At 67.8% G+C, this 15,769-nt stretch carries 20 protein-coding genes; 5 read left to right on the top strand and 15 right to left on the bottom strand.

Going from position 1 to position 15,769, the window contains the following annotated elements:
* Positions 1-59 precede the first annotated feature (59 nt).
* The 4 genes from cyoA to cyoD are packed head-to-tail and all read left to right on the top strand — an operon-like array spanning position 60 to position 3,992.
* Positions 60-965: a ubiquinol oxidase subunit II gene (gene cyoA / locus ABDK56_RS04785; RefSeq protein ID WP_349806996.1), complete on the top strand. Its 906-nt coding sequence runs from the start codon at positions 60-62 to the stop codon at positions 963-965.
* Complete coding sequence (gene cyoB / locus ABDK56_RS04790; protein WP_349806997.1) at positions 962-2,974, top strand: cytochrome o ubiquinol oxidase subunit I; 2,013 nt, start codon at positions 962-964, stop codon at positions 2,972-2,974. Before cyoA ends, cyoB begins: the two co-directional genes overlap by 4 nt.
* Positions 2,971-3,597 (top strand): cytochrome (ubi)quinol oxidase subunit III, encoded by a 627-nt coding sequence (locus ABDK56_RS04795; protein ID WP_349806998.1) that lies wholly within the window; start codon positions 2,971-2,973, stop codon positions 3,595-3,597. Before cyoB ends, ABDK56_RS04795 begins: the two co-directional genes overlap by 4 nt.
* Positions 3,594-3,992, top strand: a complete 399-nt coding sequence (gene cyoD / locus ABDK56_RS04800) for a cytochrome o ubiquinol oxidase subunit IV (RefSeq protein ID WP_349806999.1) — start codon at positions 3,594-3,596, stop codon at positions 3,990-3,992. Before ABDK56_RS04795 ends, cyoD begins: the two co-directional genes overlap by 4 nt.
* Positions 3,993-4,056: 64 nt before the next feature.
* On the opposite strand, the gene katG is transcribed toward cyoD, so the two are convergent.
* The 3 genes from katG to ABDK56_RS04815 form a co-directional block, all read right to left on the bottom strand.
* Entirely contained in the window at positions 4,057-6,231 is a 2,175-nt protein-coding gene (gene katG / locus ABDK56_RS04805) for a catalase/peroxidase HPI (protein WP_349807000.1), read from the bottom strand.
* Between the two features lie 76 nt (positions 6,232-6,307).
* Positions 6,308-7,186, bottom strand: a complete 879-nt coding sequence (locus ABDK56_RS04810; RefSeq protein ID WP_349807001.1) for an ROK family protein — start codon at positions 7,184-7,186, stop codon at positions 6,308-6,310.
* Positions 7,183-8,598: an FAD-binding oxidoreductase gene (locus tag ABDK56_RS04815; RefSeq protein ID WP_349807002.1), complete on the bottom strand. Its 1,416-nt coding sequence runs from the start codon at positions 8,596-8,598 to the stop codon at positions 7,183-7,185. Before ABDK56_RS04815 ends, ABDK56_RS04810 begins: the two co-directional genes overlap by 4 nt.
* A 47-nt stretch (positions 8,599-8,645) precedes the next feature.
* On the opposite strand from ABDK56_RS04815, the gene ABDK56_RS04820 reads away from it, so the two are divergent.
* Positions 8,646-9,131: a dihydrofolate reductase gene (locus ABDK56_RS04820; RefSeq protein WP_349807003.1), complete on the top strand. Its 486-nt coding sequence runs from the start codon at positions 8,646-8,648 to the stop codon at positions 9,129-9,131.
* A 10-nt stretch (positions 9,132-9,141) separates the two neighbouring features.
* On the opposite strand, the gene ABDK56_RS04825 is transcribed toward ABDK56_RS04820, so the two are convergent.
* The 12 genes from ABDK56_RS04825 to rplN all read right to left on the bottom strand — a co-directional run bounded on the left by ABDK56_RS04825 (position 9,142) and on the right by rplN (position 15,709).
* Positions 9,142-9,789, bottom strand: a complete 648-nt coding sequence (locus ABDK56_RS04825) for an adenylate kinase (RefSeq protein WP_349807004.1) — start codon at positions 9,787-9,789, stop codon at positions 9,142-9,144.
* 27 nt (positions 9,790-9,816) lie between these two features.
* On the bottom strand, positions 9,817-11,187 hold the full coding sequence (gene secY / locus ABDK56_RS04830; protein WP_349807005.1) for a preprotein translocase subunit SecY: 1,371 nt from the start codon (positions 11,185-11,187) through the stop codon (positions 9,817-9,819).
* Between the two features lie 110 nt (positions 11,188-11,297).
* Positions 11,298-11,843: a 50S ribosomal protein L15 gene (gene rplO / locus ABDK56_RS04835; protein WP_349807006.1), complete on the bottom strand. Its 546-nt coding sequence runs from the start codon at positions 11,841-11,843 to the stop codon at positions 11,298-11,300.
* A gap of 54 nt (positions 11,844-11,897) precedes the next feature.
* A complete protein-coding gene (gene rpmD / locus ABDK56_RS04840) occupies positions 11,898-12,074 on the bottom strand; it encodes a 50S ribosomal protein L30 (protein ID WP_349807007.1) in 177 nt (58 codons plus the stop codon).
* Positions 12,075-12,079: 5 nt separating this feature from the next.
* A complete protein-coding gene (gene rpsE / locus ABDK56_RS04845; RefSeq protein ID WP_349807008.1) occupies positions 12,080-12,820 on the bottom strand; it encodes a 30S ribosomal protein S5 in 741 nt (246 codons plus the stop codon).
* Positions 12,821-13,174 carry a 50S ribosomal protein L18 gene (gene rplR / locus ABDK56_RS04850; RefSeq protein ID WP_349807009.1) on the bottom strand — a complete coding sequence of 118 codons (354 nt, stop codon included), beginning with the start codon at positions 13,172-13,174 and terminating at the stop codon, positions 12,821-12,823.
* A 3-nt stretch (positions 13,175-13,177) separates the two neighbouring features.
* Positions 13,178-13,714: a 50S ribosomal protein L6 gene (rplF, locus tag ABDK56_RS04855; RefSeq protein WP_349807010.1), complete on the bottom strand. Its 537-nt coding sequence runs from the start codon at positions 13,712-13,714 to the stop codon at positions 13,178-13,180.
* On the bottom strand, positions 13,714-14,109 hold the full coding sequence (rpsH, locus tag ABDK56_RS04860) for a 30S ribosomal protein S8 (RefSeq protein ID WP_349807011.1): 396 nt from the start codon (positions 14,107-14,109) through the stop codon (positions 13,714-13,716). The genes rplF and rpsH overlap by 1 nt, the downstream gene beginning before the upstream one ends.
* 9 nt (positions 14,110-14,118) lie before the next feature.
* On the bottom strand, positions 14,119-14,424 hold the full coding sequence (gene rpsN, locus ABDK56_RS04865) for a 30S ribosomal protein S14 (protein WP_349807012.1): 306 nt from the start codon (positions 14,422-14,424) through the stop codon (positions 14,119-14,121).
* 22 nt (positions 14,425-14,446) lie between these two features.
* Positions 14,447-15,025, bottom strand: a complete 579-nt coding sequence (gene rplE / locus ABDK56_RS04870) for a 50S ribosomal protein L5 (protein WP_349807013.1) — start codon at positions 15,023-15,025, stop codon at positions 14,447-14,449.
* Positions 15,018-15,341 carry a 50S ribosomal protein L24 gene (gene rplX / locus ABDK56_RS04875; protein ID WP_349807014.1) on the bottom strand — a complete coding sequence of 108 codons (324 nt, stop codon included), beginning with the start codon at positions 15,339-15,341 and terminating at the stop codon, positions 15,018-15,020. The genes rplE and rplX overlap by 8 nt, the downstream gene beginning before the upstream one ends.
* Positions 15,341-15,709 (bottom strand): 50S ribosomal protein L14, encoded by a 369-nt coding sequence (gene rplN / locus ABDK56_RS04880; protein ID WP_187541373.1) that lies wholly within the window; start codon positions 15,707-15,709, stop codon positions 15,341-15,343. The genes rplX and rplN overlap by 1 nt, the downstream gene beginning before the upstream one ends.
* Between the last annotated feature and the right edge of the window lie 60 nt (positions 15,710-15,769).

Below are 15,769 nucleotides of genomic sequence, written 5' to 3' on the forward strand. Positions count from 1 at the left end.
GCGGTCGGGCGACCGTCCGCCGCTCGCGAACGATGATGGGTCACGTGCCGAACGAGCCGATGCCGACCATGGGAAATGCCGCCCCGCGGCGGGCGCGCGCCGCGCTGCTAGCGGCAGGTGCGCTCTGCCTCGCCGGATGCGGCCGCGGCGTGCTCGGGCCGCAAGGGCCGGTCGCCGAGGCCGAGCGCACGCTGCTGCTCAATTCGCTGGGGATCATGCTGGCGATCGTCATCCCGACGATCCTCGCGACGATCGCCTTCGCCTGGTGGTACCGCGCCGGCAACAAGCGCGCGGTCTACGATCCCGACTTCGTCTATTCGGGACAGGTCGAGCTGGTCGTCTGGGCGATCCCGGCGATGGTCGTGCTGCTGCTCGGCGGGATCGCGTGGATCGGCAGCCAGCAGCTCGAGCCGTCGCGCCCGCTCGCCTCGTCGGTCAAGCCGGTCCAGGTCGAGGTCGTATCGCTCGACTGGAAATGGCTGTTCATCTATCCCGAGCAGGGCGTCGCGAGCGTCAACCGGCTGGTCATCCCCGCCGGGACCCCGGTCCAGTTCCAGCTGACGTCCGACGGCGTGATGAACAGCTTCTTCGTGCCGCAGCTCGGCAGCCAGATCTACACCATGTCGGGGATGGTCACGCGGCTGAACCTTCAGGCCGATCGCCCCGGCCGCTTCGCCGGCATGTCGGCGCAGTATAGCGGCGACGGGTTCGCCGACATGCGCTTTTCGGTCGACGCGCTTGCCCCGGCCGATTTCGCGCGCTGGGCCGCGTCGAGCCGGGGGGCGGGGCCGGCGCTCGACGCGCCGGCCTTCGCGAAGCTGGCGCAGCGGTCGAGCAACGTCCCGCCGACGCAGTTCGGCGCGGTCGATGCGGCGCTGTTCGCGAACATCGTCGCGGGGCGCGCCGCGGCGCCGCCCCCGCCGGCGGTCGTCGACGGACAAACGCAGAGGGTAGGCAACCGGTGAAACTGTTCGGCAAACTCGGCCTCGACGCCATCCCGCTGGACCAGCCGATCCCGCTCGTCGCGGGCGGCATCGTGATCGTCAGCGTGGTCGCCGTGCTCTTCTGGACCTGGTCGAAGGGCTACTGGCCCTATCTTTGGCGCGAATGGATCACCTCGGTCGATCACAAGCGGATCGGGGTGATGTACTGCGTCGTCGCGCTGGTGATGCTGCTGCGTGGCTTCGTCGACGCGCTGATGATGCGCTCGCAGCAGGCGATGGCGGTCGCGGGGGCGCCGGGATACCTCTCGCCCGAACATTACGACCAGATCTTCTCGGCGCACGGGACAATCATGATCTTCTTCGTCGCGATGACCTTCATGATCGGGCTGATGAACTTCGTCGTCCCGCTCCAGCTCGGAATCCGCGACGTCGCCTTTCCCACGCTCAACTCGGTCAGCTTCTGGCTGACCGCCTCGGGCATGGCGCTGATCAACATCAGCCTGATCGTCGGCGAGTTCGCGCGTACCGGCTGGCTGGTCTATCCGCCGCTCAGCGAGCTTGCCTATTCGCCGGGCGTCGGGGTCGACTATTACCTCGTCGCCCTCCAGATATCAGGCGCCGGAACGCTGATGGCCGGCGTCAACTTCGTCACCACCATCCTCAAGATGCGCGCGCCGGGGATGAGCCTGACACGGATGCCGATCTTCTGCTGGACCAGCCTCGCCTCGAACCTGCTGATCATCGCCGCCTTCCCGATCCTGACCTCGACGCTCGCGATGCTGATGCTCGACCGCTACCTCGGCTTCCACTTCTTCACCGTCGACGGCGGCGGCAACGCGATGATGTACGTCAACCTCATCTGGGCGTGGGGCCACCCCGAGGTCTACATCCTGATCCTTCCGGCGTTCGGCATCTTTTCCGAGGTGATCTCGACCTTCAGCGGCAAGCCGCTGTTCGGCTACCGCTCGATGATCACCGCGACGATGGCCATCCTGGTGCTGTCGTTCATCGTCTGGCTGCACCATTTCTTCACCATGGGCGCGGGGGCCAACGTCAACGCCTTTTTCGGCGTCGCGACGATGATCATCGCGGTGCCGACCGGGGTGAAGGTGTTCAACTGGCTGTTCACCATGTACCGCGGCCGGGTCCGCTTCTCGGTCCCGCTCCTGTGGGCGGTGGCGTTCATGGTGACCTTCGTCATCGGCGGGATGACCGGCGTCCTGCTCGCGGTCCCGCCGGTCGACTTCGTCCTCCACAACTCGCTGTTCCTCGTCGCCCATTTCCACAACGTCGTGATCGGCGGCGTGCTGTTCGGGGCGTTCGCGGGCTATAATTACTGGTTCCCCAAGGCGTTCGGCTTCCGCCTCGACGAGCGGTGGGGCCTTGCCTCATGGGCCTGCTGGGTGGTCGGCTTCTACGTCGCCTTCATGCCGCTCTACGCGCTCGGGCTGATGGGCATGACCCGGCGGATGCAGCACACCACCGATCCCGACTGGATTCCCTATCTCTACGTCGCGGGCGTCGGGGCGCTGATCATCCTCGCGGGCATCGCCTGCACAGCGATCCAGCTCTACGTGTCGATCCGCGACCGCGAGCGGCTTCGCGACGAAAGCGGCGACCCGTGGCACGGGCGGACGCTCGAATGGGCGACGAGCTCGCCCCCGCCCTCCTACAACTTCTCGCAGGACCTCCATGTCGAGGATGCCGAGGCCTATTGGGGGATGAAGCGGCTGGCGATCGAGCAGCAGAAGCTGCCCGACGAGCCCGACTATCAGGCGATCCACATGCCGCATAATTCGCCGACCGGGGTGGTCGTCGCCTTTTTCACCACCGTGCTCGGCTTCGCGATGATCTGGCACATCTGGTGGGCGGTGATCCTCGGGCTGATCGGCGCCTATGCAGTGTTCGTCTGGTTCGCGTGGCGCGACGAGCCGGAATATGAGGTCGATGCCGACACGCTCGCCGCCTATTCGCGCCATAATCGCGAGCGCAAGACCGCGCTCCTCGCTCACCCGGAGTGGAGCCAGTGAGCGCCGCCTCGGCCGACCCGCACGCCATCCTCGGCGAACCCAAGCCCGAGGGCGGGACCGCGCCCAAGGGGATCGTCGTCAGCTACGGCTTCTGGCTGTTCCTGGTGTCGGACATCATCCTCTTCTCGGGCTTCTTCGCCGCCTATGCGGTGCTGTCGGGCAATACCGACGGCGGCCCGTCGGGTCGGCAGCTGTTCCACCTCGACACAACCGCGATCCAGACCGGCTGCCTGCTGCTGTCGACCTTCGCCTGCGGCATGGCGAGCATCGCCGCCGAGGCGCGCTCGATGCGCTGGACCCAGGTCGCGCTGCTCGTCACGGGGCTGCTCGGCTTCGTCTTCGTCGCGCTCGAGCTCAACGAGTTCGTCGGCATGATCGCCGAGGGCGCGGGCCCGCAGCGAAGCGCATTCCTGTCGTCCTTTTTCGCGCTCGTCGGCTGCCACGGGCTGCACGTCTCGGCCGCCATCCTGTGGTGCGGGACGATGATGGCGCAATTCTGGGCAAAGGGCTTCCGCGACGACATCAAGCGGCGGATGCTGTGCTTCGCGCTGTTCTGGCACGCGCTCGACATCGTCTGGATCGGCGTGTTCACCGTCGTCTATCTACTCGGAGCGCGCGGATGAGCGAGCAGCACAACACCCCGCAAGGCGCCGACCGCGCCCCCGGCGAAGACGCCCACCGCGACCCGATCGACGGAGTCGTCGGCTATCTTATCGGGCTCGTCCTCGCGGCGGCGCTGACCGGCGTGTCCTTCTGGATCGCGATCGACGGCGGCGTCTTCTGGCAGCCGGGGGTGGCGATCGGGCTGCTCGTGCTGGCGGTGGCGCAGATGGGCATCCACCTCGTCTTCTTCCTTCACCTCACCAGCGGTCCCGACAACACCAACAACGCGCTCGCGGTCGCCTTCGGGGTGCTGGTCGTCGTGCTGGTGTGCGTCGGAACGCTGTGGATCATGTCGAACCTCAACGCGAACATGATGCCGCCCGAGACGATGACCAACATGCAGATGCAGCGCTGAGCGGACAAAGGAACGGCCAGCGCCCGGGGTCGGGCGCTGGCCGCTACCTTGACCGAAGCGTGGTTTAGCCGATCAGGTCGGCATTCATCACCTTAACCCACGCCTTGACGAAGTCCGCCACAAACTTCCGGTCGCCGCCCTTTTCGGCATAGACCTCGGCGATGGCGCGAAGCTGGCTGTTCGACCCGAACACGAGGTCGGTGCGGGTCGCGGTCCACTTCTGCTCGCGCCCGCCGCGGCTGTAGCCGACGAACTCCTCGTCGCTCGACGGGTCCTTCAGGTCCCAGAAGGTGTTGTTGTCGAGCAGGTTCACGAAAAAATCGTTGGTCAGCTGGCCCTTGCGGTGGGTGCACACTCCTTCCGGCCGGTCGCCGTAATTGGCGCCGAGCACGCGCAGCCCGGCGACGAGCACAGCCATCTCGGGCGCCGACAGCCCGAGCAGCGAGGCGCGGTCGAGCAGCAGTTCCTCGGTCTTCACATTCTGGCGGGTCTTGAGGAAGTTGCGGAACCCGTCGGCCTGCGGCTCCATCCAGTGGAAGCTCTCGACGTCGGTCCATTCCTGCGTCGCGTCGCCGCGACCGCCGGTGAACGGCACGTCAACCGCGTTGCCGCCGTCCTTCGCCGCCTTCTCGACCGCCGCCGAGCCGGCCAGCACGATCGCGTCGGCGAGGCTGATCGACCCGCGCAGCTCGTTGAGCTTGGCGAGCACATTGGCGAGCTCGGCGGGCTCGTTGACCGCCCAGTCCTTTTGCGGGGCGAGCGCGATCCGCGCGCCGTTCGCGCCGCCGCGCTTGTCCGACCCGCGATAGGTCGAGGCCGAGGCCCAGGCGGTCTTGACCAGCTGTGCGATCGTCAGCCCGCTCGCCAGCACCTTGTCCTTGAACGCGGCGACGTCGGCCGCCGACGGGACGGTCCCCTGCGGCACCGGGTCTTGCCAGATGAGATCTTCGGCGGGGACGTCGGGCCCGAGGTAGAGCGCCTTGGGGCCCATGTCGCGATGGGTCAGCTTGAACCAGGCGCGGGCGAAGGCATCGTCGAGCGCGGCCTGGTCGTCCTTGAAGCGGAGCGAGATCTCGCGGAACTCGGGGTCCATCTTCAGCGCCATGTCGGCGGTGGTCATGATCGTCGGCACGCGCTTGTTGGGGTCGCGTGCGTCGGGAGCCATGTCCTCGGGCTCGGGGTTGACCGGGGTCCACTGCTTTGCGCCCGCCGGACTGGTGGTCAGCTCATAGTCGTACTTGAACAGCAGGCGGAAATAGTCGCCGCCCCACTTCGTCGGGTTGTTCGACCAGGCACCCTCGATCCCCGAGGTGGTGATGTTGCCCTTGCCGATCTGCTCGTCGTCGGTCAGCCAGCCGAGCCCCTGCAGGTGGAGCGCTTCCGACGCCGGGTTCTTGCCGAAATTGTCGGCGGGCTTGGCGCCGTGCGCCTTGCCGAACGCGTGGCCGCCGGCGGTGAGCGCCACCGTCTCCTCCGAATTCATCGCCATGCGCGAAAAGGTCGCCTTCATGTCGCGCGCCGACTTCAGCGGGTCGGGATCGCCGCCCGGCCCTTCGGGATTGACGTAGATCAGGCCCATCTGGATCGCCGCTAGCGGGCCTTCAAGCTCGACCTGCTCCTCGGTGATCCGGGTCGGCGCGCCGTCGCTAACCCAGATTTCCTCGGCGCCCCAGAAGGTGTCGCCTTCCGACTGGTAGACGTCCTTGCGTCCGCCGCCGAAGCCGAACACCGGCCCGCCCATGCTCTCGATCGCGACATTGCCCGCGAGGATGAACAGGTCGGCCCAGCTGATCGCCGGCCCGTACTTCTGCTTGATCGGCCACAGCAGGCGCCGCGCCTTATCGAGGTTGCCGTTGTCGGGCCAGCTGTTGAGCGGCTCGAACCGCTGCTGCCCGCTCGACGCGCCGCCGCGCCCGTCGGTGACACGGTAGGTCCCCGCCGCGTGCCACGCCATGCGAATGAAGAAGGGGCCGTAGTGGCCATAGTCGGCCGGCCACCACGGCTGGCTGTCGGTCATCAGCGCGGTGAGGTCAGCCTTGAGCGCGTCATGGTCGAGGCCCTTGAACGCGGTCGCATAGTCGAAATCCGGACCCATCGGGTCGGGCGACCGGCCGTTCTGGTGGAGCATGTCGACCGGAAGCGCCTCGGGCCACCAGTCCTTGTTGGTGCGGCCCAGCAGCGAGCGCGCCTTGCCGCCGTGCATCGGGCAGCCGCCAATATCGCCAGTTTTCGCGTCCATGAGAATCGTCTCCGCTGAATGGAACAGGCGGCCGGTCTAGGCCTTGGCAGTCAATCGGTCCAATCGATTGAACGCGTCAGCGTAATCGAAGGGCTTCATCAGCGACCGCGATCGCGCCGAGCGGCCCCGCGTCCGCGCCGAGCCGTGGCGCCTCGATCACCGCGCGCACCGCCGCGGCGCTGTCGAGCCCGGGCAGATAGCCGTTGAGGATCGCGGGGACGTGCGCGCAGGCGGCGTCGATCAGCCGCGGCACCCCGACCCCAATCCCCCCGCCGACCAGCAGCCGGTTGGGCGCATAGGCGAGCAGCAGCGCGGCGAACAGTTCGGCGAGGTCGCGCGCGGGGGCGTCGAGGTCGGCCGCCGCGTTGGGGTCGCCGCCCAGCCGCTTCCACAGCGCCGGGCCGGCGACCAGCCCCTCGGCGCAATCGCCGTGGGACGGGCAGACCCCGGCGAAACCGTCGGCCTTGCGCACCCGCAAATGCCCGATCTCGGGATGCAGCGCGCCGTGCAGCGGGTGACCGTCGATCAGCACGCCCGCGCCGATCCCGGTGCCGATGGTGAGATAGACCAGCGACGAATAGTTGGCGCCCGCCCCCGCGCCCCACCGCGCCTCGGCCAGCGCGGCGGCGTTGACGTCGGTGTCGAGCCCCCACGGCACTCCCAGGCCGTCGGCGAGCGGCGCGAGGTCGGCCCCCGCCCAGCCGGGCTTGGGAGTGGAGAGGATATGGCCGAAATCGCTTGCCGCCGGGTCGACCCGCACCGGGCCGAACGCGGCGATGCCGAGCGCTTCGAACTGGGCTTCGGCCTGCCGCTCGCGAAGCCAGCGGTTGACTGCGGCGAGCGTGTCGGCGGGCTGGCCGGTCTCCCACCGCTCCCGCGCGACGATCGTCGTCCCTTCCGCGATCGCGGCGATGATCTTGGTGCCGCCGAGTTCGATTCCTGCAAGCCTGCTCATGTCAGTTTCCCCGGGTTCATCAGCCCGCCCGGATCGAGCGCGGCGCGGATCGCTTTCAAGGTCGCGACGCGCGCCGGGTCGAGCCGGGCGAGTTCGTCGCGTTTCATCTGGCCGATGCCGTGCTCGGCGCTGATCGAACCGCCCGCGGCGGTGACGAGGTCGTCGACCAGCCGGGTCACCGCCGGGCCTTCGTGGTCGATCCAGCCGGGACGGCCGCGTGCCATCGCGCGGACGTGGAAATGGATATTGCCGTCGCCAAGGTGGCCGAAGCCCGACGCGCGCGTCCCCGGAAACGCCGCCTCCACCGCCGCCGACGCCTCGGCGAGGAAGGTCGGCATGCGTTCGACCGGGACCGAAAGGTCGTGCTGGGTGGCGGGGCCGAACGCCTTTTTCTCGGCCTCCGACAGGCTGTCGCGGATCCGCCAGAAGGCCTCGGCCTGCGATTCGGACGCAGCGATGGTCGCGTCCTCGACCAGCCCGCTCGCCAGCAGCGGCGCGAGCAGTCGTTCGAGCAGCGCCTCGGGCGCTTCCTCGGCCGGCGAGGCGGCGGTCGCCTCGACCAGCACGTGCCACGCATGAGCGCCCGCCAGCGGGGCGCGGGTCCCTTCGATCTCGCTCAACGCCGCCTGCAGGCTCTCGTCGGGGACCAGCTCGAACCCCTCGATCCGGTCGGTCGCTGCCTCGAGCGCGCGGAGCGTGTCGAGCGCGGCGTGCGGGCTGGCGAGCCCGAGCCACGCGACCGCGCGCGCCGCCACCGCGGGCACCAGCCGGAGCCGTGCGGCGGTGACAATCCCAAGCGTACCCTCGGCCCCGATCAACAGCTGGTCGAGGCTGGTCCCGCGATTGTCCTTCTTGAGCCCGCTCAGCCCGTCGTGGACCGTCCCGTCGGGAAGCACCGCCTCGATGCCCTGCACGAGCCCGCGCATCGTGCCGAAGCGGAGCACCTGCGTCCCCCCGGCATTGGTCGAGACGAGCCCGCCGATCGTCGCGCTGCCCCGCGCGCCGAGCGTCAGCGGAAAGCGCAGCCCCTCGTGGTTCGCGGCCTCGTGCAGCGTCTGCAGGATCACCCCGGCCTCGGCCAGCGCGCTTCGCGACGCCGGTTCGATCGCGCGGATGCGGTTCATCCGGCGCAGCGACAGGATCAGTGCCGACCCGTCGGCGGGCGGGGTCGCGCCGCCGACCATCGACGTGTTGCCGCCCTGCGGCACCAGCGCCACCCCGGCCTCGCGTGCCGCCGCGACCATCGCCGCGACGTCTTCGGTCGATCCGGGCTGGAGCAGCGCCTCGGCCGCCCCGGTCCAGCGCCCGCGCCAGTCGGTCAGCCACGGCGCGATCGCGTCGCGGTCGGTCACCACCGCGCGCTCGCCGAAGCGATCACGCAGCCGTTCGACGAGGGCGAGAACGCGATTCATCGCGTCGACGCTTTGCAAAGCGCGCGCGCTGGGGCAAGCGCCTTGGCATGGCGATCACCCTCCTCCTCGCCCGCGCGATCAACGGCGTCATCGGCCGCGACGGCGCCTTGCCGTGGCACATCCCCGCCGACCTCAGGCGGTTCAAGGCGCTGACGATGGGCAGCGCTCTGATCATGGGGCGCAAGACGTTCGACAGCCTGCCCGGCCTGCTTCCCGGTCGCCGCCATATCGTCATGACCCGCGACCCGGCCTGGTCGCACCCCGGGGTCGAGGTCGCGCGGTCGGTCGACGAGGCGCTGGCGCTCGCCGGGGACGGGGCGGTGTCGGTGATCGGCGGCGCGGTGGTGTTCGAGGAATTCGAGCCGCGCGCCGACCGGATCGAGTTGACCGAGGTGCTGGCCGAGGTCGACGGCGACGTCACCATGCCCGACCTGCGCGCGTCCGAGCGGTGGCGCGAAGTGGCGTGCGAGGACCATGAGGCGACCGCCGAGACCCCGGCCTATCGCTACGTGACGCTCGACCGCGCCGACTGACGCGGGCTGCCTATTCGCCGAGGATCGCGTCGATCGCGGCGGTGACGTCGGCGGGCGAACCCATCCCGTCGACGCGCGCGATCAGGCCTTTTGCCTCATAATAGGGCAGGATCGGCGCGGTCTTGGCGCGATATTCGGCCATCCGCTTGCGTACCGTCTCGGCATTGTCGTCGGGCCGGCGGACGAATTCGTGGGCGCCGCACACGTCGCAGGTGCCCGCGACCTTCGGCTGCTTGAAATTGTCGTGATAGGGGGCACCGCACCTGGCGCAGCTGAAGCGGCCGGTGATCCGTTCGACCAGCGCGTCCTCGTCGACCACAAGTTCGACCACATGGTCGATCTCGCGTCCGCGCGCGGCGAGGATCGCGTCGAGCGCCTGGGCCTGCGCGAGCGTGCGCGGATAGCCGTCGAAGATCGCGCCCTCGCCCGCGTCCATCCGCGACAGCCGCTCGTCGATCAGCGCCGAGACGATGTCGTCGCTGACCAGCGCGCCCGAATCCATCACCGCCGCCACCTGCCGCCCGAGGTCGCTGTCGGCCTTGCGCGCTTCGCGGAGCATGTCGCCGGTCGACAGCTGGACCATGCCATGTTCGGCCACCAGCCGCTCGGCCTGGGTGCCTTTGCCCGCGCCCGGCGGTCCCAACAGGATGATGTCCACGGCGATGCCCCTGACTAGTGACGACCCTTAGCGGCGCTTGCCCGTCTTGAGCTTCGCCTTCTTGATCAGATCGCCATATTGATGCGCGATCAAGTGGCTCTGGATCTGGCTTACCGTGTCCATCGTCACGTTGACGACGATCAGCAGGCTGGTGCCGCCGAGCCGGAGGTTGGTCAGCCCCATCTGGTTCGAGATGATCTCGGGGATCAGGCAGATGACGGTGAGGTAGGCGGCACCGATCACCGTGATCCGGTTGAGCAGGTAATCGAAATAATTCTCGGTCGCCTTGCCCGGGCGGATGCCGGGGATGAAGCCGCCGTGCTTCTTGAGGTTCTCGGCGGTCTCCTCGCTGTTGAACTGCACCGCGGTGTAGAAAAAGGCGAAGAAGATGATCCCCGCCGCATAGAGCACCATGAACAGCGGCGAGCCATGCTGGAGATAGGTCGACAGGGTGATCAGCAGCTCGCTGCTCTTCGACCCGGCCTGGCTTCGCGCGCCCGCCATCTGGAGGATGGTGATCGGCAGCAGCAGCAGCGACGAGGCGAAGATCGGCGGGATCACGCCCGCGGTGTTGAGCTTCAGCGGCAAATGGCTGCGCTCGGGCTGCATCATCCCGCGCGCGGTCTGGCGCTTGGGGTACTGGATCAGCACGCGCCGCTGCGCCCGCTCCATGAAGCAGATGAACAGGATCAGCGCGAAGGCCAGCACCGCGATGGTGATGATCAGGAACGGGTCCATCGCCCCGCTCCGCCCGCTTTCGAGCAGCTGGCCGATGCCCTGCGGAAGCCGCGCGACGATGCCCGCCATGATGATCAGCGACACCCCGTTGCCGATCCCGCGGCTGGTGATCTGCTCGCCGATCCACATCAGGAACAGCGTGCCCCCGATGAGGCTGATCGTCGCCGACAGGCGGAACAGCATCCCCGGCTCGACCACCGCCGAAATGCCCTGCTTTGCGGCGAGGCCTTCGAGCCCGGTGGCGATGAAATAGCCCTGCACCATCACCAGCAGCACGGTGAGGTAGCGGGTGTACTGGTTGAGCTTCTTGCGCCCCGTTTCGCCTTCTTTCTTGAGCGTCGCCCACGGGCCGTAGAGCGAGGAGCCGAGCTGCACCACGATCGAGGCGGTGATGTACGGCATCACCCCCAGCGCGACGATCGACATGCGCTGCAGCGCGCCGCCCGAAAAGGTGTTGAAGAAGTCGAGCACGCCGCCCGACTGCGTCTCGTACAGCGCGGCCATGGCGTGCGGGTCGATGCCGGGGATCGGGACGAACGACAGCAGTCGGAACAGGATCAGCGCGCCGAGGGTGAACCACAGCCGCTTCTTGAGCTCGGTGGCCTTCGAAAAGCTGCCGAGCGAAATATTGGATGCCAGTTGTTCGGCTGCCGATGCCATCGATCAATCCTGCGCAGAAGAAAAGCGGCGGATGGCCCCGAAAGACCCCCCGCCGCCCGATATAGTCACGGAAGGGCGCTTGCGAAGCCCTTCATGCGGCGAGGCGAAGGTTACGCCTTCGCCTTCTTGGCCTTCGCCTCGAGCCGCGCGTCGCGGGTCTTGCCCTTCTTCGCGGCGGCCAGCGCGGCCGGATCCTTGCGCTCGATCAGCTCGACCTTGCCGCCGGCCTTTTCGACCGCCTCGATCGCCGACTTCGACGCGCCGGCAACCTTGAAGCTGAGCTTGGCAGTCAGCGTGCCCTTGCCGAGCAGCCGGACGCCGTCCTTGCCGCCGCGCGCGATGCCCGCCGCCTTGAGCGCGTCATGGTCGAGCGTGCCCTGGCCGTCGAGCGTCTTGGCGTCGATCAGCTTCTGGATCTGGCCCAGGTTCACCTCGGCGTAATCCTTGGCGAAGATGTTGTTGAAACCGCGCTTCGGCAGCCGCATGTGGAGCGGCATCTGCCCGCCTTCGAAGCCCTTGACGGCGACGCCGCTGCGGCTCTTCTGGCCCTTCTGACCGCGGCCCGAGGTCTTGCCCAGGCCCGACCCGATGCCGCGCCCGACGCGCACCCGGCCCTTGCGGGCGCCGGCATTGTCCTTGATTTCGTTCAGCTTCATGATTGCACTCGCTTTCGCTTTTGTCGCGCGTGGGCCGATGCCCGGTCTTGGATATTAGCGTTCGACGCTCACCAGGTGCGCCACCTTCTTGACCTGGCCGGCGACCTCGGGGGTCTCCTCCACTTCAACGGTGCGGTGCATCTTGTTGAGGCCGAGACCGACCAGCGTCGCGCGCTGGGTCTTGTCGCGGCGGATCGGCGAACCGGTCTGGGTGATCTTGATCTTGGCCATGTCGCTTACTCCGTCACCGCGTCGGCGGTGGCTTCGGCCTCGGCCTTGTCCATCCCGCCGCGACCAAGCAGGTCGCTGACCTTCTTGCCGCGACGCTGGGCCACCGAGCGCGGGCTCGTCTGGTCCTTGAGCGCCTCGAAGGTCGCGCGGATCATGTTGTAGGGGTTCGAGGTGCCGACCGACTTGGTCACCACGTCGTGGACGCCGAGGCTCTCGAACACCGCACGCATCGGGCCGCCGGCGATGATGCCGGTCCCCGCCGGGGCAGTGCGGAGCGTCACGCGACCCGCGCCGAAATGGCCGAGCCCGTCATGATGGAGCGTGCGCCCGTCCTTCAGCGGAACGCGGACCATCGCCTTCTTCGCGGCCGCGGTGGCCTTCGAGATGGCTTCGGGCACTTCGCGCGCCTTGCCGTGACCGAAACCGGCGCGGCCCTTGCCGTCGCCGACCACGACCAGCGCGGCGAAGCCGAAGCGCTTGCCGCCCTTCACGGTCTTCGAGACGCGGTTGATGTGAACCAGCTTCTCGATCAGCTCTTCGCCGCCGTCCTCGTCGCGGTTGCCACGACGGTCGTCGCGACGCCCGCGATTGCCGTCACGGCCGCCGCGCCCGCCACCGGGACCGCCACGGCCACGGCCGCCGCGCGGGCCGCGCGCGTCGCGCTGCTGCTCGGCCGGCGCGCCCTCGGTCGAGGTAGCTTCGGGGGCGGTCTGGTCGGCCACCGGGGTTTGGTTTTCATCAGCCATTTAGAACTCCAGTCCGCCGTCGCGGGCGGCATCGGCCAGCGCCTTGACGCGGCCATGGAACAGGAAACCGCCGCGGTCGAACACGACCTTGTCGACGCCGGCCTTCTTGGCCTTTTCGGCCAGCGCCTTGCCGACGCTGCTGGCGGCATCGCGGGTCGCGCCGCCGTCCTTCTTGAGGTCCTTGTCGAGGCTCGAGGCGGAGACGATCGTCTTGCCCGCGGCATCGTCGATGACCTGCGCATAGATGTGACGGCCCGAGCGGTGAACCGACAGCCGCGGCTTGCCCGAGGCGCGTGCGCGCAGCGCGGTGCGAACCCGGCGGCGGCGGCGATCGAAGAGAGAGAGTTTCGCCATGGCTTACTTCTTCTTGCCTTCTTTGCGGAAGATGAACTCGCCGCGATACTTGATACCCTTGCCCTTGTAGGGCTCCGGCTTGCGCCAGCGGCGGATTTCGGCGGCCAGCTGCCCGACCTTCTGCCGGTCGATGCCGCTGATCTCGACGGTGGTGTTGTCCGGGGTCTTGACCTCGAGCCCGTCGGGCACCGCGACGTTGACGTCGTGGCTGTAGCCGAGCTGCAGCTTGAGCGTCTTGCCCTGCGCGTTGGCACGGTAGCCGACGCCGGTGATCTCGAGCACCTTGGTGAAGCCCTCGGTCACCCCGGTGACGAGGTTCTGGACGTTGGTCCGCTGCATCCCCCACGCGGCGCGGTTGCGCTGCGCCTGGGTCAGCGGCTGGACCGCGACCTGGCCGTCCTCGACCTTGTACGAGACGAGGTCGTCCATCAGCGGCATGCTGAGCGTGCCCTTCGGACCCTTCACGGTCATGGTCGACCCGTCGATCGTGGCGGTGACGCCACTCGGCAGCGCGACCGGCTTCTTACCGATGCGGCTCATCAGAACACCTCCGCCAGCACTTCGCCACCGACGTTATGCTCGCGCGCTTCAGCATCGCTGAGCACGCCGCGCGGCGTCGAGACGATGGTGATGCCAAGGCCGTTGCGGATCCGCGGCAGCTCCTTGCTGCCCGAATAGACGCGGCGGCCCGGCTTCGAGACGCGGGCCAGGTGCTGGATCGCCGGCTGGCCCTCGAAATATTTGAGCTCGATGCGCAGGCCCTTCTGGCCGGCAAGCTCTTCCTCGCTGTAGCCGCGAATGAAGCCCTCGCGCTGGAGCACGTCACAGACGTGGGCGCGAAGCTTCGACGCCGGCGTCAGGACACTGTCCTTCTTCGCCTGCTGGCCGTTGCGGATGCGGGTGAGCATATCACCCAGGGGATCGGTCATCGCCATACGCTGTCCTTACCAGCTCGACTTGGTGAGACCGGGAATCAGGCCCTTGTTGCCCAGTTCCCGAAGCATGATCCGCGACAGGCGGAACTTGCGATAATAGCCGCGCGACCGTCCGGTCAGCTCGCAGCGGTTGCGAATGCGGGTCGGGTTGCCGTTGCGCGGCAGCTCGGCCATCTTCAGCCGCGCGATGAGACGCTCGGTCTCGTCGAGCGACTTGTCGTTCGCCTTCGCCTTCAGTTTCTCGAGCTTCGCAGCGGTCTTGGCGACCAGCTTGCGACGGTGCTCGTTCTTGTTCACGGAACTCAGTTTCGCCATGACTTAAGTTCTCCAGCGCCGCTTACGCGGCTTCTTTCTGTTCGGCCGCCGGGAAGGGGAAGTTGAACAGGCGCAGCAGTTCGCGCGCCTCTTCGTCGGTCTTCGCGGTGGTGGTGATGATGATGTCCATGCCCCGGACCTTGTCGATCTGGTCATAGTTGATCTCGGGGAACACGATCTGCTCCTTGAGACCCATCGCATAGTTGCCGCGGCCGTCGAACGACTTGGGGTTGAGCCCGCGGAAGTCGCGAACGCGCGGCAGCGCGATCGTCACGAGACGGTCGAGGAACTCGTACATCCGCTCGCGGCGAAGCGTGACCTTGCACCCGATCGGCATGCCCTCGCGCAGCTTGAACTGCGCGATCGACTTCTTCGCCTTGTTGATCACCGGCTTCTGGCCCGCGATCTTTTCCATCTCGGCGGCGGCCTGCTCGACCTTCTTCTTGTCCTGGGTCGCCTCGCCGACGCCCATGTTGATCACGATCTTCTCGAGCTTGGGCACCTCGAGCGCGTTCTTGTAGCCGAACTTCTCGGTCATCGCCTTGGCGATGCGCTCGTTATAGTCCTGCTTCAGGCGAGGCGTGTAAGCCTGCTCAGCCATCGATCTTCTCCCCGGTGCGCGCCGAAACGCGGACCTTCTTGCCGTCCTTGCCGGTTTCGAACCGGACGCGGGTCGCCTTGCCGTCCTTCGGGTCGACCAGCGCGACCTTCGAGATGTGCAGCGGCGCTTCCTTGCGCTCGATCCCGCTCTGCGGGTTGGCCTGGGTCGCCTTCTTGTGACGCGCCGCGACGTTGACGCCGCTGACGATCACCTTGGCGTCCTTGGTCAGCACCTTGGCGATCTCGCCGGTGCGGCCCTTGTCCTTGCCGGACAGGACGACGACCTTGTCGCCCTTCTTGATCTTGGCGGCGGACATTACAGCACCTCCGGCGCGAGCGAAATGATCTTCATGTGCTTCTTGGCGCGAAGCTCGCGGACCACCGGGCCGAAGATACGGGTGCCGATCGGCTCCTCGTTCTTGTTGACCAGCACCGCAGCGTTCGTGTCGAACCGGATCACCGAGCCGTCGGGACGGCGGATGTCCTTGGCGGTCCGCACGATCACCGCGCGGTGAACGTCGCCCTTCTTCACGCGGCCGCGCGGCTGCGCTTCCTTGACGGAGACGACGATGATGTCGCCCACGCCGGCCACCCGGCGCTTGGATCCGCCGAGCACCTTGATGCACTGGACGCGCTTGGCGCCCGAGTTGTCGGCGACCTCGAGGTTGGACTGCATCTGGATCATGGGTCAGTCCTTCCTTAGGCTTCGGTGGTTTCAGGGGTGGCGTCCGCCGGCTCGGCCTTC

The sequence above is a fragment of the Sphingomonas sp. ASV193 genome, assembly GCF_040203355.1.
Taxonomy (GTDB): domain Bacteria; phylum Pseudomonadota; class Alphaproteobacteria; order Sphingomonadales; family Sphingomonadaceae; genus Sphingomicrobium.

Coding starts and splice junctions, on each gene's coding strand:
- cyoA (WP_349806996.1), top strand. CDS start 60: ATGCCGACCATGGGAAATGCCGCCCCGCGGCGGGCGCGCGCCGCGCTG.
- cyoD (WP_349806999.1), top strand. CDS start 3,594: ATGAGCGAGCAGCACAACACCCCGCAAGGCGCCGACCGCGCCCCCGGC.
- katG (WP_349807000.1), bottom strand. CDS start 6,231: ATGGACGCGAAAACTGGCGATATTGGCGGCTGCCCGATGCACGGCGGC.
- ABDK56_RS04810 (WP_349807001.1), bottom strand. CDS start 7,186: ATGAGCAGGCTTGCAGGAATCGAACTCGGCGGCACCAAGATCATCGCC.
- ABDK56_RS04815 (WP_349807002.1), bottom strand. CDS start 8,598: ATGAATCGCGTTCTCGCCCTCGTCGAACGGCTGCGTGATCGCTTCGGC.
- ABDK56_RS04820 (WP_349807003.1), top strand. CDS start 8,646: ATGGCGATCACCCTCCTCCTCGCCCGCGCGATCAACGGCGTCATCGGC.
- secY (WP_349807005.1), bottom strand. CDS start 11,187: ATGGCATCGGCAGCCGAACAACTGGCATCCAATATTTCGCTCGGCAGC.
- rplO (WP_349807006.1), bottom strand. CDS start 11,843: ATGAAGCTGAACGAAATCAAGGACAATGCCGGCGCCCGCAAGGGCCGG.
- rpmD (WP_349807007.1), bottom strand. CDS start 12,074: ATGGCCAAGATCAAGATCACCCAGACCGGTTCGCCGATCCGCCGCGAC.
- rpsE (WP_349807008.1), bottom strand. CDS start 12,820: ATGGCTGATGAAAACCAAACCCCGGTGGCCGACCAGACCGCCCCCGAA.
- rplR (WP_349807009.1), bottom strand. CDS start 13,174: ATGGCGAAACTCTCTCTCTTCGATCGCCGCCGCCGCCGGGTTCGCACC.
- rplF (WP_349807010.1), bottom strand. CDS start 13,714: ATGAGCCGCATCGGTAAGAAGCCGGTCGCGCTGCCGAGTGGCGTCACC.
- rpsH (WP_349807011.1), bottom strand. CDS start 14,109: ATGGCGATGACCGATCCCCTGGGTGATATGCTCACCCGCATCCGCAAC.
- rpsN (WP_349807012.1), bottom strand. CDS start 14,424: ATGGCGAAACTGAGTTCCGTGAACAAGAACGAGCACCGTCGCAAGCTG.
- rplE (WP_349807013.1), bottom strand. CDS start 15,025: ATGGCTGAGCAGGCTTACACGCCTCGCCTGAAGCAGGACTATAACGAG.
- rplX (WP_349807014.1), bottom strand. CDS start 15,341: ATGTCCGCCGCCAAGATCAAGAAGGGCGACAAGGTCGTCGTCCTGTCC.
- rplN (WP_187541373.1), bottom strand. CDS start 15,709: ATGATCCAGATGCAGTCCAACCTCGAGGTCGCCGACAACTCGGGCGCC.